At 68.1% G+C, this 14,355-nt stretch carries 13 protein-coding genes; 5 read left to right on the top strand and 8 right to left on the bottom strand.

All coding sequences use genetic code 11. The features are described from left to right. From JHD77_RS04570 to JHD77_RS04560, 3 genes are all read right to left on the bottom strand, one after another. Nucleotides 1–1,038, bottom strand: a complete 1,038-nt coding sequence (locus JHD77_RS04570) for a sensor domain-containing diguanylate cyclase (protein ID WP_003112961.1) — start codon at nucleotides 1,036–1,038, stop codon at nucleotides 1–3. 118 nt (nucleotides 1,039–1,156) lie between these two features. Next, nucleotides 1,157–3,436: a phosphoenolpyruvate--protein phosphotransferase gene (gene ptsP / locus JHD77_RS04565; protein ID WP_003084404.1), complete on the bottom strand. Its 2,280-nt coding sequence runs from the start codon at nucleotides 3,434–3,436 to the stop codon at nucleotides 1,157–1,159. Between the two features lie 22 nt (nucleotides 3,437–3,458). Further along, nucleotides 3,459–3,938, bottom strand: a complete 480-nt coding sequence (locus JHD77_RS04560; RefSeq protein ID WP_003084400.1) for an RNA pyrophosphohydrolase — start codon at nucleotides 3,936–3,938, stop codon at nucleotides 3,459–3,461. 203 nt (nucleotides 3,939–4,141) lie between these two features. Between JHD77_RS04560 and JHD77_RS04555 the strand changes: the two genes are divergently transcribed. Next, a complete protein-coding gene (locus JHD77_RS04555) occupies nucleotides 4,142–4,795 on the top strand; it encodes an HAD family hydrolase (RefSeq protein ID WP_003110585.1) in 654 nt (217 codons plus the stop codon). A 49-nt stretch (nucleotides 4,796–4,844) separates the two neighbouring features. Beyond that, complete coding sequence (locus tag JHD77_RS04550) at nucleotides 4,845–6,086, top strand: MFS transporter (RefSeq protein WP_023118981.1); 1,242 nt, start codon at nucleotides 4,845–4,847, stop codon at nucleotides 6,084–6,086. On the opposite strand, the gene JHD77_RS04545 is transcribed toward JHD77_RS04550, so the two are convergent. The 4 genes from JHD77_RS04545 to ilvA all read right to left on the bottom strand — a co-directional run bounded on the left by JHD77_RS04545 (nucleotide 6,059) and on the right by ilvA (nucleotide 9,970). After that, a complete protein-coding gene (locus JHD77_RS04545) occupies nucleotides 6,059–6,526 on the bottom strand; it encodes a DUF2269 family protein (RefSeq protein WP_003158448.1) in 468 nt (155 codons plus the stop codon). The genes JHD77_RS04550 and JHD77_RS04545 overlap by 28 nt on opposite strands. Then, on the bottom strand, nucleotides 6,523–7,794 hold the full coding sequence (locus JHD77_RS04540) for an SDR family oxidoreductase (protein WP_003118778.1): 1,272 nt from the start codon (nucleotides 7,792–7,794) through the stop codon (nucleotides 6,523–6,525). The genes JHD77_RS04545 and JHD77_RS04540 overlap by 4 nt, the downstream gene beginning before the upstream one ends. A 50-nt stretch (nucleotides 7,795–7,844) precedes the next feature. After that, on the bottom strand, nucleotides 7,845–8,312 hold the full coding sequence (locus JHD77_RS04535) for a DUF2269 domain-containing protein (RefSeq protein WP_003112958.1): 468 nt from the start codon (nucleotides 8,310–8,312) through the stop codon (nucleotides 7,845–7,847). 119 nt (nucleotides 8,313–8,431) lie between these two features. Then, entirely contained in the window at nucleotides 8,432–9,970 is a 1,539-nt protein-coding gene (ilvA, locus tag JHD77_RS04530; protein WP_017001827.1) for a threonine ammonia-lyase, biosynthetic, read from the bottom strand. 234 nt (nucleotides 9,971–10,204) lie between these two features. On the opposite strand from ilvA, the gene rpiA reads away from it, so the two are divergent. After that, entirely contained in the window at nucleotides 10,205–10,876 is a 672-nt protein-coding gene (gene rpiA / locus JHD77_RS04525; RefSeq protein WP_003084386.1) for a ribose-5-phosphate isomerase RpiA, read from the top strand. 122 nt (nucleotides 10,877–10,998) lie between these two features. Then, on the top strand, nucleotides 10,999–11,331 hold the full coding sequence (locus JHD77_RS04520; protein ID WP_003117874.1) for a YegP family protein: 333 nt from the start codon (nucleotides 10,999–11,001) through the stop codon (nucleotides 11,329–11,331). A gap of 42 nt (nucleotides 11,332–11,373) precedes the next feature. On the opposite strand, the gene JHD77_RS32835 is transcribed toward JHD77_RS04520, so the two are convergent. Continuing rightward, entirely contained in the window at nucleotides 11,374–12,099 is a 726-nt protein-coding gene (locus JHD77_RS32835) for a CatB-related O-acetyltransferase (RefSeq protein WP_003084381.1), read from the bottom strand. 289 nt (nucleotides 12,100–12,388) lie between these two features. Between JHD77_RS32835 and JHD77_RS04510 the strand changes: the two genes are divergently transcribed. Beyond that, nucleotides 12,389–14,332, top strand: coding sequence for an autotransporter outer membrane beta-barrel domain-containing protein (locus JHD77_RS04510; RefSeq protein ID WP_031755854.1), 1,944 nt, complete (start codon nucleotides 12,389–12,391; stop codon nucleotides 14,330–14,332). Nucleotides 14,333–14,355 lie beyond the last annotated feature (23 nt).

Genomic DNA, 14,355 nt, shown 5'->3' with positions numbered 1-14,355 from the left:
TCAGCAACAGGCCACGCAATCGCGACGCTGCTTGGCCCGATAGAGGGCGTCGTCCACCCGGCACAGCAGCAGGTCGAGGGTCTCGCCATCATTCAGCACGCCGACGCCAAAGCTGGCGGTCAACCGCTCGCCCATCTCGAAGGACTGCGAGCGAACCCGCTGGCGCAGGCGTTCGGCCAAGGCCGCCGCGGCCTCCAGGCCGGTTTCCGGGAGCAGCAGGATGAACTCCTCGCCACCCCAGCGCGCCAGCACGTCGACCTCGCGCAGCTCGCTGGCAACCAGGCGGCCGAAGGCGACCAGCACGCGATCACCGGTGGAGTGGCCGAACAGGTCGTTGATCCGCTTGAAGTGATCGACATCGATCATCACCAGTGCCGTGGCGCGTCCATGGCGCTGCCGGCGCATCCATTCATGGTGCAGGCACTGCTCGAACTTGCGTCGGTTGTACAGCTCGGTGAGCGGATCGATTTCGCTCAGGCGCTGGGCCTCGGCCATCTTCGAGGCCAGCGCCTGGTTGACCCGGTGCAGCGCCTCGGTGCGCTCGGCCACCAGTTCCTCGAGACGCAGGTTCCAGTCGAACAGTTCCTCGTTGCGCTGCTGCAACTCCAGCTCGACCAGCTTGCGCTGATGGATCTCGTGGTGCGCACCGATCATCCGCCGCGGCTCGCCGCGCTCGTCGAACTCGACGAAACGCCCGCGATCGCTGATCCACAGGTAATCCCCGCTGTAGGTGCGGCAGCGGTATTCCTCGCAGTATTCCGGGCTTTCGCCGTCGAGGTAGGCCTGGAAGCTGGCCATCACCCGCGGATAGTCCTCGGGATGGATGATGCTCTTCCAGGTCTCCACGCTCTCCGGCAGGCTATGCGGCGGATAGCCGAGCATCAGGTACCAGCCGGCGCTGCGGCTGACCTGGTTGGTCGCGATGTTCCAGTCCCAGATCCCGTCGCTGACGATCTCCAGGGCATATCGCAGGGTTTTCTCAAGGTCTTCGCGTGACAGCGGAAGAAGACCTGGCGGCTTCGACGCCCGTTCGTCCATTTTGCGGCAATCCCTCGCACGTTCGACTGGCCAGTGGCCTCTACCGAATGGCAGGCAGTCTATACGCTTGCGGGGAAAGCGTAAGCGCCGCACGACGAAGCGTCCGGCGCGCGGGAAATCAGGGCTGGACGGTAGCCGCCGGGTTGATCACGCGACCCAGGCCGAGGTTGCGCAACGCCAGGTGCAGCGAGCTGTGGATGACCTGCGGGTTGTCGAAGGTGAGCAACTGGCCGAGCAGGTCCCGGGCCTTGTCCAGGGTGATCTGGCGCAGCAGCCACTTCACCTTGGGCAGGTTGGTGGCGTTCATCGACAGGCTGTCGAAGCCCATCGCCATCAGCAGCACGGCAGCCGCGGGATCGCCGGCCATCTCGCCGCAGATGCTCACCGGCTTGCCTTCCAGGTGGGCATCGTCGACCACCTTCTTCAACGCATGCAGAACGGCCGGATGCAGGTAGTCGTAGAGGTCGGCGACCCGCGGATTGTTGCGGTCGACCGCCAGCAGGTACTGGGTCAGGTCGTTCGAACCGACCGAAAGGAAGTCGACCTGGCGGGCCAGCTCGCGGGTCTGGTACACGGCGGCGGGAATCTCGACCATCATGCCGATGGGCGGCATGGCGATGTCCACGCCCTCGTCGCGCACCTCGCCCCAGGCGCGGTGGATCAGGTGCAGGGCCTCTTCCAGCTCGTGGGTGCCGGAGATCATCGGCAGCAGGATGCGCAGGTTGTCCAGTCCTTCGCTGGCCTTGAGCATGGCGCGGGTCTGGACCAGGAAGATCTCCGGGTGGTCGAGGGTGACGCGGATGCCGCGCCAGCCGAGGAACGGGTTGTCTTCCTTGATCGGGAAGTAGGACAGCGCCTTGTCGCCGCCGATATCCAGGGTGCGCATGGTCACCGGCAGCGGGTGGAAGGCACTGAGCTGCTCGCGGTAGATCGCCAACTGTTCCTTCTCGCTGGGGAAGCGGTCGTTGATCATGAACGGCACTTCGGTGCGGTACAGGCCCACTCCCTCGGCGCCACGCTCCTGGGCGCGGGCGACATCGGCGAGCAGGCCGGTGTTGACCCAGAGCGGCATGCGGTGGCCGTCGAGGGTCTCGCAGGGCAGCTCGCGCAGGGCCGCCAGGCCCTTGCTCAGCTCGCGCTCCTCGGCGACCACGTCGCTGTACTGGCGCACCAGCTCGGCGGAGGGGTTGGTGTAGACCTCGCCGTGGTAGCCATCGACGATCAGGTCGATGCCGTCGACCTTGGAGTACGGCAGGTCGACCGCCCCCATCACCGTGGGGATGCCCATGGCACGGGCGAGGATCGCCACGTGCGAGTTGCCCGAGCCGAGCACCGAGACCAGGCCGACCAGGCGCCCTTCCGGCACCTCGCCGAGCATCGCCGGCGACAGCTCCTCGCTGACGATGATGGTCTGTTCCGGGTAGGTCAGGTTCTGCTTGCGTTCTTCCTGCAGGTAGGCGAGCAGGCGGCGACCTATGTCCTTGACGTCGGAGGCGCGCTCGCGGAGATAGGCGTCGTCCATCAGCTCGAAGCGCTGCACGTGCTCCATCACCACCTGGCGCAGGGCGCCCTGGGCCCACTGGCCGGTACGGATGATGCGCTTGACCTCGTTGCCGATGGAGGCATCGTCGAGCATCATCAGGTAGACGTCGAACAGCGCGCGTTCTTCCTTGCGCAGCTGGCTGGCGAGCTTGCTCGACAGCGCGCGCATGTCGGCGCGAACGCCCTCCAGGGCCTGCTTGAACAGGGCGATCTCGGCGTCGATGTCGTCGACCTGCTTGTCCGGCACCACTTCCAGGTCGGCCGGCGGCAACACCACCACCGCCTTGCCCACCCCGACCCCGGGGGCGCCGGGCACGCCGACGAACTTGGCTTCCTGGATGCCCTTGCCGAGCTTGCCCAGGCCGCGGATCGAACCGGTCGCCTCGGCATGCGCGATGACCCCGGCGAGCTGGGCGCTCATGGTGACGAGGAAGGCCTCCTCGCCTTCGTCGAACTGGCGGCGCTCCTTCTGCTGCACCACCAGCACCCCCATCACCCGCCGATGGTGGATGATCGGCGCGCCGAGGAACGACGCGTAGCGCTCCTCGCCGGTCTCGGCGAAATAGCGGTAGCGCGGGTGGGCGGCGGCGTTCTCCAGGTTGAGCGGCTCCTCGCGGGTGCCGACCAGGCCGACCAGGCCTTCGCTGGGAGCCATGCTGACCTTGCCGATGGAACGCTTGTTGAGGCCTTCGGTGGCCATCAGGACGAAACGCTGGGTCTCGGTGTCGAGCAGGTACACCGAGCAGACCTGGGTACCCATGGCTTCCTTGACCCGCTGCACGATGATGCCCAGCGCCGCCTTCAGATCCTTGGCGGAGTTCACTTCCTGGACGATCTTGCGCAGCGTGTTGAGCATGCTCGGGGCCTTGTCTCCGTGTTCAGTCCCGCGCCAGAAGGCGCGGGGCCAGTTCCTTCAGGGCGCGGCGGTAGACCTCGCGCTTGAAGGTCACCACCTGTCCCAGGGGGTACCAGTAACTCACCCAGCGCCAGCCGTCGAACTCGGGCTTGCTGGTGATATCCATGCGCACGCGCGCCTCGTCGGACATCAGCCGCAGCAGGAACCATTTCTGCTTCTGGCCGATGCACAGCGGCTGGCTGTGGGTCCGCACCAGGCGCTGCGGCAAACGGTAGCGCAGCCAGCCGCGGGTGCAGGCCAGGATGCGCACGTCCCCGGCCTCCAGCCCGACTTCTTCGTTCAACTCGCGATACAGCGCCTCTTCCGGCGTTTCGCGATCATTGATGCCTCCCTGCGGGAACTGCCAGGCTTCCTGATTGATACGCCGCGCCCACAGCACCTGCCCCGCCTCGTTGGCGAGAATGATGCCGACATTCGGGCGAAAACCATCGGAATCGATCACGCTGGGACATCCTCGAAATCGCATGTGCCCGCATTGTTCCATAAAGCTTGTGATAGCGGCAACGCGCGGCTTTGCGACTCGTGCGGGGAGGATACAGGGCCGGCAAAAGCCGGTAGGCTAGGGGCTTTCCCAAGGCCCGGTGGGAGCCTTCGCAAAAGGCTCTCGCGGCCCTTCCGCCACCCGCCAACCGATGGAGTCACCCCGTGCGTCTGGCCCTTTTCGATCTCGATAACACCCTGCTCGCCGGCGACAGCGACCATAGCTGGGGCGAATGGCTGTGCCAGCGCGGCCTGGTCGACGCCGCCGAATACCAGGCGCGCAACGACGCCTTCTATGCCGACTACGTCGCCGGCAAGCTCGACGTCCTTGCCTACCAGGCCTTCACCCAGGCGATCCTCGGTCGCACCGAGATGGCCCAGCTGGAAACCTGGCACCGCCAGTTCATGCAGGAAGTGATCGAGCCGATCGTGCTGGCCAAAGGCGAGGCGCTGCTCGCCGAGCACCGCGCCGCCGGCGACCGGCTGGTGATCATCACCGCCACCAACCGCTTCGTCACCGGCCCGATCGCCGAACGGCTCGGGGTGGAGACCCTGATCGCCACCGAGTGCGAGATGCGCGACGGCCGCTACACCGGGCAGACCTTCGACGTGCCCTGCTTCCAGGGCGGCAAGGTGGTGCGCCTGCAACGCTGGCTCGACGAGAACGGCCTGGACCTGGAAGGCGCCAGCTTCTACAGCGACTCGCTGAACGATCTGCCGCTGCTGGAAAAGGTCAGCCGGCCGGTGGCCGTCGACCCCGATCCGCGCCTACGCGCCGAGGCGGAAAAACGCGGCTGGCCGATCATTTCCCTGCGTTGACCCACTGACAAGCGCGCCGTCCGACGGGCGGCGCCACGGCGGCCCCAGGATGCCCCACACAGCCCCCGCTCCCGGCTCGCTGCGGCCGGTCGTGATCGTCGCCCTGGTCACCGCGCTATGCCTGGCCGGCGACTCGATGCTTTATATCGCCTTGCCGATCTACTGGCACGAGGTCGGCCTGGAGGCGCTCTGGCAGGTCGGCGTGCTGCTGTCGATCAACCGCCTGATCCGCCTGCCCTTCAATCCGCTGATCGGCCGCCTGTACAAGCACCTGGCACTGAAGACCGGCCTGCTCCTGGCGGTCGTCATCGGCGTGCTGAGCACCGCCGGCTACGGCCTGGCCAGCGGTTTCCTGGCCTGGGTGCTGCTGCGCGGACTGTGGGGGATCGGCTGGTCGTTCTTCCGCATCGGCGGACTCTCGGCGGTGGTCTACTGCGCCGCCGACCACCAGCGCGGCCGCGCCATGGGCCTGTACAACGGCCTCTACCGCCTGGGCAGCCTGGTCGGCATGCTGCTCGGTGGGCTGCTGGTGCCGGTCCTCGGCCTGCCGGCGCTGGCGCTGTCCTTCGCGTTCCTGGCACTGCTCGGCCTGCCGCTGCTGGCGAGGGGTTTCGACCTGCCGGAGAATCCCGCCGGACATGCGCGGACCTCCGCCGCAACGGCAGCCACCAGCGTCGCCAGGCGCCCGCCTCCGCGCGGCCTGGTGATCCTCAGCGGCTTCGCCACCGCGCTCCTGATCCAGGGCGTACTCGCCGCCACCCTGAGCGCGCTGATCGCCCGCAGCTTCGGCACCGAGGTCAGCCTGCTCGGCCTGGCGCTCAGCGCCGCCGGCCTCTCCGGGATCATCCAGGCCCTGCGCTGGTCCTGGGAGCCCTGGCTGGCCGGGCGCTTCGGTGCCTGGTCGGATGGCCCGCGCGGGCGTCGGCGCTTCTACGTGGCTGCGCTACTGGTCGGCGCAATGGGCTTCGGCCTGCTTTCCAGCAGGCTGCCCATTCTCGCCTGGCTGGCCATCGCCCTGCTGGTGATGCTGGTCGCCACCGCCCTCACCACCCTGACCGACGCCCTCGCCGCCGACGTCGCCCGCGCCGGCGACGTGGTCGGCTTCATGACCCGCTATTCCATCGTCCAGGACCTCGGCGCCGCGCTGGGCCCGGCCCTGGCCTTCCTCCTGCTGGAGCGGCCCGGCGGCTTCGCCTGGTTGTACTGGGGCGGCTCCCTGGCGTTCCTGGTCCTGGCGTTGCTCTGGTTGCGCCGAGGGGACTCTCAGACCGGCTTGTTGACCATCAGGTAGAAGATGACCATGAAGGCGATGAAGGCCGGCCAGCCGAGGATGAACCAGGCGTTCATGTAGCGGTACGCCAGCGGTTCGATGGGCCGCGCCTCGCGCAAGGCCGCCTCGGCCATGTCGCGTACGCGGATCTGCAACCACACCACCGGTAGCCAGCAGAGCCCGGCGAACACGTAGAGGCCCAGGCTCCACAGCAACCAGCCCTGGGCCAGCGACCAGCCGGCGACATGCACCATGGCCAGGCCGCTGAGCGGCTGGAACACCGCTGTGGTGGCGATGAACAGCCAGTCGGCGGCGACCAGGTGGCGGAAGGTCACCGCGATCACCGGCAACTGCCCGCTGCGCCAGGCGCGCAGGGCGTAGTAGGCCGACCCCAGGCCGGTGCCGAAGAGAATGGTCGAGGAAAGGATATGCAGGGTTTTCAGCAGCAGGTAAAGGTTCATCCACGGGCCTCCCTGGCTCGAGGTTCGTCGCCCAGCAGCCAGAGCGTGGCCACCATCAGCACGATGTTCTTGCCGACCGCCATGTAGGGGTCGTACCAGTAGTGCGGCAGGATCAGGCTGATCGCCAGGCTGTAGCCAAGCATCAGCCAGAACTGCGCCAGCAGCGCGCGCCGGCGCCAGCGGCGGAGCAGCAGGCCGACGCCGAGCGCACCGTCGAGCAGGGCCCCGGCGATCACCGCCAGGCTCGCCGGCCAGCCGTGGATGCCGGCCTCGCCGAGGATCCGCAGGCCCCAACCGTAACCCGGCCCCAGGCAGGCGACCAGGGTACCCAGCCAGATCAGCACCAGGGCCGCCAGCATCAGCGGCCGCATCAGCGCCGCCAGGCTGCGTGCCGCCTGCGGCCAGCCGAGCAGGCGACTGGCCAGCGGCGCGCAACGATAGCCGCAGGCCGCATCGAGGAGTGCCGGGTCGGCCAGGTTGTCGTGGCGCACCAGCTTCAGCATCGATGGACTCAGTGTCCGCCAGCCAGCACGCCGGCCAAGCCCGCCCAACGCATCGAGAAGCGCCGCGGGCGGCACCACATAGCGGCCGCGCGGCCAACCCTGGGCGCGGCGCAGCTCGTCCAGCAGCTCGCCCTGGGTCAGCGCCTGCGGACCCACCAGCGGAATCACCTGCGCCCGCTCCGGCCAGCGGCGCAGCAAGGCCAGCACCGCGCCGACCAGGTCCTCGACATGCAGCGGTTGCAGGCGCGCGCGATTGTCCAGCAAGGGAATCAGCGGTAGCGGCGACAGGCGTTCCAGCCAGGCGCTGCTGGCGCCGCCCGGCCCCAGCAGCAGGGACGGGCGCAGCACCAGCGCCGGGATGCCCAGTTCCAGCAGGTGGCGGTCGGCCGCCGCCTTGCTGGCGAGGAAGGCCACGTCCGGGTGCGCACCGGCGCCCAGCGCGGAAATCTGCAGGACCTTCGCCCCATGGGCTGCAGCGAGGTCGAAGAGTGTTCGCGCGCCGCTGTCCTGGACGCGAGCCATGCTCGCCTCGTCGAGGCTCATGGTGCCGGCGGCATTGATCAGCAGGTCGACCCCGGCGGGCCAGGCGAAGCTGTCCGGCCTTTCCGCAAGCCGCTCCAGGTCGAGCGCCAGCCAGCGTACGCCGGCAGGCGCATCGACCGGCGGGCGGCGCGCGGTGAGGAGCAGTTCGTGTCCGGCGGCGAGCAGCGCCGGGAGCAGGTGCCGCCCGACGAAACCTCCCGCGCCTACCAGCAGAATACGCATGCGTTCCTACAGAACCGGCGAAGGCCGGTGAAGTCCATTTCGTTGGCGTTTCAGAGCGGCTTGCTGACCATCAGTACCGCCACCGCGATGAAGCTGGCCGCACCGAGCAGGGCCATGACCAGGCCCACCTTGATCTCGCGCAGGGTCTGCTCGCCCAGCGCGGCCCCCGCCGTCTCGGCGGCGCCGGCCTGGTGCTGGACCCGCGCCAGGCGGCCGGCGAGGACCAGCCAGAAGATGCAGCCGAGCAGATAGAGGCAGGCGCCGAACAGCAGCCAGCTCTGGCCCAACGGCCAGCCGGCCAGGTGCACCAGCCACCAGCCGCTGACCGGCAGGGCCAGCAGGCTGAGCCCCAGCAGCGGCCAGCCGATCAGGCGGACCCGCTTGAAACCGCGCGCGACCCGAGCCGCGTCGCCCGTCCGCCAGCTGCGCCAGGCGTAGAACGCCAGGCCGAGCAGGCCGCCGAACAGCAGCACGGTGGCGACTCCGTGGAGAATCTTGATCTGGAGAAAATGTTCCATCAGCGCATCCTTGTCCGTGTTCCCGGCCCGTTTGAGGGGCCGGGGGCGGGCTCAGTTCCCGAGGAAGGAGATCACCTGCCCGTGAAGCTTAGCAGCCCGTGTCGGCGAGCCGCCGCGGGTCAGCCGAGGAACAGCTGGTAGGCCGGGTTGGCGGTCTCGTCCCAGTACGGATAGCCGATCGCCTCCAGGGTCTGCGGGATCAGGTGGCGCTCGTCTTCCGGCACCTGCAACCCGGCCACCACCCGGCCGTCGGCCGCGCCATGGTTGCGGTAGTGGAACATCGAGATGTTCCAGCGCCCGCCGAGCTTGGTGAGGAAGTTGAACAGCGCGCCGGGCCGCTCGGGGAATTCGAAGCGGAACACCATCTCGTCGCTGACTTTCACTGCATGGCCGCCAACCATATGGCGGATGTGCAGCTTGGCCAGTTCGTTGTCGGTCAGGTCGAGGACCGGGAAGCCCTTCTCGCGCAGATAGGCCACCAGCGCCTCGCGCGGGTCGTTCTCCGGGTGGGTCTGCACGCCGACGAAGATGTGCGCCTCGCTGCCGCTGTGGTAGCGATAGTTGAACTCGGTGATCTGGCGCTTGCCGACCGCCTCGCAGAAGGCCTTGAAGCTGCCCGGCCGCTCGGGAATGGTCACCGCGATGATCGCTTCGCGGCGCTCGCCCAGTTCGGCGCGTTCGGCGACATGCCGCAGGCGATCGAAGTTGACGTTGGCGCCGGAGTCGATCGCCACCAGGGTCTGCCCCTCGGCGCGCTCGCGCTCGACGTACTTCTTGATCCCGGCCACCGCCAGCGCGCCGGCCGGCTCGGTGATCGAGCGGGTGTCGTCGTAGATGTCCTTGATCGCCGCACAGATCTCGTCGGTGCTGACGGTGATCACTTCGTCGACGTGGTCCTTGCAGATGTCGAAGGTGTGCTGGCCGATCTGCGCCACCGCCACGCCGTCGGCGAACAGCCCGACCTGGCCCAGCACCACCCGCTCGCCGGCGGCCATGGCCGCCTGCAGGCAGTTCGACTCGTCCGGCTCGACGCCGATCACCTTGATCTCCGGACGCAGGTACTTGACGTAGGCGGCGATGCCGGCGACCAGTCCGCCACCGCCCACCGGGACGAAGATCGCATCGAGGCGGCCGGGCTGCTGGCGGAGGATCTCCATGGCCACGGTGCCCTGGCCGGCGATGGTGTCCGGATCGTCGTAGGGATGGACGAAGGTGTAGCCCTTCTCGTCGACCAGCTTCAGCGCGTGGGCCAGCGCCTCGGGGAAGGCGTCGCCGTGCAGCACCGCCTTGGCGCCGTGGGCGCGCACCGCCTGGACCTTGATCTCGGGGGTGGTCTTGGGCATCACGATGACCGCCCTGATCCCCTGCCGCTTGGCCGCCAGGGCCAGGCCCTGGGCGTGATTGCCGGCCGAGGCGGCGATCACCCCGCGGGCCTTCTCCTCCTCGGTGAGCTGCGCGACCTTGTTGTAGGCGCCGCGGATCTTGAAGGAAAACACCGGCTGCAGGTCCTCGCGCTTGAGCAGGACCTGGTTGCCGAGGCGTTCGGACAACTGGCGGGCGGGTTGCAGGGGCGTTTCCACCGCGACGTCGTAGACGCGCGAGGTGAGGATCTTCTTGACGTATTGTTCGAGCATCGGAGGCGGTTCGGCGGACTTCACGGAAGCCCGGAGTCTACTCCAGGCCCGCCGGGCGGACTACCGGCGCGCCGCAGGAAAACACCGCGACTGCCGGTCATCCGGGGCAAGACCGGAGGACGCCAGGCCGCTATAATTCGTCCCTTCGTATCGCAGCGGCACAGGACGTGCCGGAAACCCGCCGGGCCGCCCCGGCCGCGCGCACCCTCCGCCTGCGCCGCCGGGACGGCCGGCCAGGCAACCAGACAGGCACCCGGGATGAACCAGGATCAGCTCAAGCAGGCAGTGGCACAGGCCGCCGTCGACCACATTCTTCCGCACCTCGACAGCAAGAGCATCGTCGGCGTCGGCACAGGCTCCACCGCCAACTTCTTCATCGATGCCCTGGCCCGCCACAAGGCCGAGTTCGACGGCGCAGTAGCCAGTTCGGAGGCCACCGCCAAGCGCCTGAAGGAGCATGGCATCCCGGTCTACGAGCTGAACACGGTCAGCGAGCTGGAGTTCTACGTCGACGGCGCCGACGAAAGCAACGAGCGCCTGGAGCTGATCAAGGGCGGCGGTGCCGCGCTGACCCGCGAGAAGATCGTCGCCGCGGTGGCCAAGACCTTCATCTGCATCGCCGATGCCAGCAAGCTGGTGCCCATCCTCGGCCAGTTCCCGCTGCCGGTGGAGGTCATCCCGATGGCTCGCAGCCACGTCGCCCGCCAACTGGTGAAGCTCGGCGGCGATCCGGTCTACCGCGAAGGCGTGCTGACCGACAACGGCAATATCATCCTCGACGTGCACAACCTGCGCATCGACAGCCCGGTGGAACTGGAAGAGAAGATCAACGCCATCGTCGGCGTGGTCACCAACGGCTTGTTCGCCGCCCGCCCGGCCGACCTGCTGCTGCTCGGCACCGCCGACGGCGTCAAGACCCTCAAGGCCTGAGCCCGCTCGCCCCAGGCCGATGACCGGAGCGGGGCGACACTGCAACAAAAGCGGCTACGCTGTGTCTCAGCAGACGGCTGGTCCGTTGCGATCCGCCTCACCCTGTGAACAAGGAGCTAGACATGGCAGCCAAATTCCATCTGAAGAAAGCGAAAGACGGCCAGTTCCACTTCAACCTGCATGCCGCCAACGGCGAGATCATTCTCACCAGCGAACTGTACAAGGCCAAGGACTCGGCGCTCGGCGGCATCGAGTCGGTGCGCAAGAACTCCCAGCGCGACGGTGCCTTCGAGGTCAAGCCGGCCAGCAACGGCAAGTTCCACTTCGTACTCAAGGCCACCAATGGCCAGGTCGTCGGCCAGAGCCAGCTCTATGCCAGCCAGGCCAACGCCGAAGCCGGCGTGCAGTCGGTGAAGCGCGCAGCGCCGGAAGCCGGTCTCAGCGACGAAAGCTGACCCAGCCCTGGCCGCCGTCGACACCGGCGGCGGCTGCGGGCCTCAGGACAGCCATTCGATGGCGAACGGCTTGTGCCGGATGCGCAAGCGCCGCGCCTCCTGGCGCGCCTGCGGCGGCCGACGCTCCAGCGCCTCGACGCAGGCCTGCGGATCGTCCAGCGGCAATTCGCCGAGCACGTCCAGCGGCAACTCCCACCAGCGACTCGCCAGCAGTCGCTCGATCAGCTCCGGCGCGAAGCGATAGCGGAGTACCCGCGCCGGCGAACCCGCCACCACCGCGTAGGGCGGCACGTCGCGATTGACCAGCGATTGCGCGCCGATCACCGCGCCGGTGCCGATCTCCACCCCATCGAGGATCAGCGCGTCGCGCCCGATCCATACATCGTGGCCGATCCGCGCCGGGGTCGCTTCGCGCTCGGGCTGCAACGGCTTGCGCAACAGCTTCGGATTGGCGGTGAAGGCGTGGGTGCTCAGCCAGTGCATTGGATGCGAGCGGCGCGGCTGACCGATCACCACCCCGGTGGCGATCGAGCAGAAGCGGCCGATGCTGGCCACCTCCAAGAACTCGCAGCCGCTGACCACGTCGGTATAGGCGCCGACCTCCAGTGCCGGCGAATGGATCTTCGCCTTGCCCAGCTTCACGTTCGGCTCCAGCGTCACCTGCGTGCCGTCGCGCAGCGTCTCGACCCCGCTGGCCATGCGGCAACCGTGACGTGCCAGGGCCTTCTTCAGGCGACGGTTGAGCAGGGCTTCGCGGAAAATGTTCATGCGACGGGTATCCAGGAGATCGGCAGGGCGAGCACTGTAAATCGACTGCTCGCGGTTACCAAGCCCCGAAACGGGAAGTCACGCCCCAGTACCGGCCATCGCCGGTAACACTACGTCCAGCACGAAGCTTCCCGCCCATCGCCAGGAGCGACGCTTCTTACAGCCTGGCGACACCGCAGGTCGACCAGGCGTCACTTCGTGCCACCGGGACATGAAACGGTCCGCATCCTGCTTTCCGCGGCGCGAGCATCATTCGATGCACCATCGTACCGACACAGAGGAAAGTGCCGTGTTCAAACCATTAGCTGTCGCTGTAGGCCTGGGATGTGCCGCGCTGTCGTTGGGCGCCAACGCCTACGAATACGGGGAATACGCCGGGGAGACCCTGGAGCGCCTGATCACCGACTACCCGGGCCGCTATCGCGGCACCGCCAGCTTCGCCGGCGCCAGCGAACTGATGCAGTCGCGCCTGGGCTTCGGCTACCAGACCAGTCGCCAGGACTTCACCTGGGCCGGCAACCGCAGTTCACAGAACGTCATCGCCTCGGCGCCCGGTAGCAGCGGGAAGTTCCTGGTACTCGGCGCGCACTACGACACCTACTACGGTCGCCCGACCCTGCAGGGCCTGGACGACAACGCCTCGGGCGCGGCGGTGCTCACCGAGATCGCCCGCAACCTCGGCGGCATCGCCCTGGAGAACGGCCTCGAGGTGGTCGGTTTCGGCGCCGAGGAGGAAGGCCTGCGCGGTTCGCGTGCCTACGTCGAGTCCCTCGACGCCAGCCAGCGCGCCAACCTGCTGGGAATGATCAACCTCGACAGCCTGGTCACCGGCGACAAGATGTACGCCCATGCCGGCTCCAACAGCGTGTCCAGCCCGGCCCTCGGCGCCTACCGCGAACAGATCCTGCGCATCGCCCGCGAGCTGGACATCCCGTTGTTCACCAACCCCGGCCTGAACGCCGAATACCCGGCGGGTACCGGCTGCTGCAGCGACGGCGAAAGCTTCAACGGGATGGACATCCCGGTGTTGTTCATCGAGGCGACCAACTGGGAACTGGGCGACCTGGACGGCTACGAGCAGACCGACAACCCGGCGATTCCCGGCGGCTCAACCTGGCACGACCCGGCCGAGGACAACAAGGAAGTACTGACCAACGCCCTCGGCCAGGAGCGCATCGAGCAACGCATGCGCGACTTTTCCCGCCTGCTGACGCGCCTGGTGCTGGAGCTGACCAACGCCGACCTGCTGGCCTCCACCGCCTCCGGCGGCGCCCTGGCGCGGCAGATGGAAGACCAGTTGCAGCGCCAGCATCAGGCACTGACCCGCCTGCACGACCGCCGCTGGCTGACCCTGCTCGGCAGCAACCGGCCGGTAGGCAGCTTCGACGGCGAGGTGGGCGCGGAGGGCGAGGTCTCGCCGGACAGCGGTTTCGACATGCCTGGCAATCCGGAGTCCAGGCGCGCCGGCGTGCATCTGCTCGGCGACTACCGCTACAGCGAGGCCCTGACCCTCGGCGGCAGCCTGGCCTTCCAGCGCAGCCGCGACAAGCTGGACCATGGTGGGCGCATCGAGGGCGACACCTGGCAGCTCGGCCTGTTCGGCCTGTACAACGACGGCGGTCCGGAATGGCTGGCCGGCGAGCTGAACCTCGGGCATACCCGCTACGACAGCAAGCGTTCGGTCTACCTCCAGGCCGCCGGCGGGCCGGTGCTGCTCGACCAGCGTCTGTCGGGCGACACCTCGGCCTGGTCCTGGGGCGCCCGGCTGGAAGGCGGCTATGACTTCAGCTTCGGCGAACTGCGGAGCGGGCCGCTGGCCGGCCTCGACTACATGCACTACCGCATCGACGACTTCCGCGAGGACGAGGCCCTGCGTACCGCACTCGGCTACGAGAAGCAGGACTACGACTCGCTGGAGGCGAGTCTCGGCTGGCGTCTGCGCGGCGAGCTGGCGCTGGGCGCGAGAATGCGCCTGCAACCCTACGCCAGCCTGCGCTGGGTCCGCGAGCTGGCGGACGGACGCCTGGACGACATGGACCTGACCAGCCGCGGCGACGGGCGTGTCCGGGTCGCCGACATGGGCGGCGTGGACAAGGATTTCGGCCGCGCCCAGCTTGGCGCGCAACTGGCGATCACCGAGCAGCTCGGGGTCTTCGCCGAAGCCAACAGCCGCTTCGCCCACAGCGAAGGCAACCAGGCGGGCTATTCGCTCGGGGTGAACTGGCAGTTCTGAGCGGGCCAGGGGACGCTCCTGCC

The sequence above is a fragment of the Pseudomonas sp. P20 genome, from assembly GCF_016463925.1.
GTDB lineage: Bacteria > Pseudomonadota > Gammaproteobacteria > Pseudomonadales > Pseudomonadaceae > Pseudomonas > Pseudomonas aeruginosa.
The sequence above is the reverse complement of the archived record's forward strand: the minus strand, read 5'-3'. Positions and strand labels throughout refer to the sequence as shown.

Bases quoted from the DNA above. Each gene is read 5' to 3' on its own strand.
- JHD77_RS04570 (WP_003112961.1), bottom strand. From the start codon at position 1,038: ATGGACGAACGGGCGTCGAAGCCGCCAGGTCTTCTTCCGCTGTCACGC.
- ptsP (WP_003084404.1), bottom strand. From the start codon at position 3,436: ATGCTCAACACGCTGCGCAAGATCGTCCAGGAAGTGAACTCCGCCAAG.
- JHD77_RS04550 (WP_023118981.1), top strand. From the start codon at position 4,845: ATGCCCCACACAGCCCCCGCTCCCGGCTCGCTGCGGCCGGTCGTGATC.
- JHD77_RS04545 (WP_003158448.1), bottom strand. From the start codon at position 6,526: ATGAACCTTTACCTGCTGCTGAAAACCCTGCATATCCTTTCCTCGACC.
- JHD77_RS04540 (WP_003118778.1), bottom strand. From the start codon at position 7,794: ATGCGTATTCTGCTGGTAGGCGCGGGAGGTTTCGTCGGGCGGCACCTG.
- JHD77_RS04535 (WP_003112958.1), bottom strand. From the start codon at position 8,312: ATGGAACATTTTCTCCAGATCAAGATTCTCCACGGAGTCGCCACCGTG.
- rpiA (WP_003084386.1), top strand. From the start codon at position 10,205: ATGAACCAGGATCAGCTCAAGCAGGCAGTGGCACAGGCCGCCGTCGAC.
- JHD77_RS04520 (WP_003117874.1), top strand. From the start codon at position 10,999: ATGGCAGCCAAATTCCATCTGAAGAAAGCGAAAGACGGCCAGTTCCAC.
- JHD77_RS32835 (WP_003084381.1), bottom strand. From the start codon at position 12,099: ATGAACATTTTCCGCGAAGCCCTGCTCAACCGTCGCCTGAAGAAGGCC.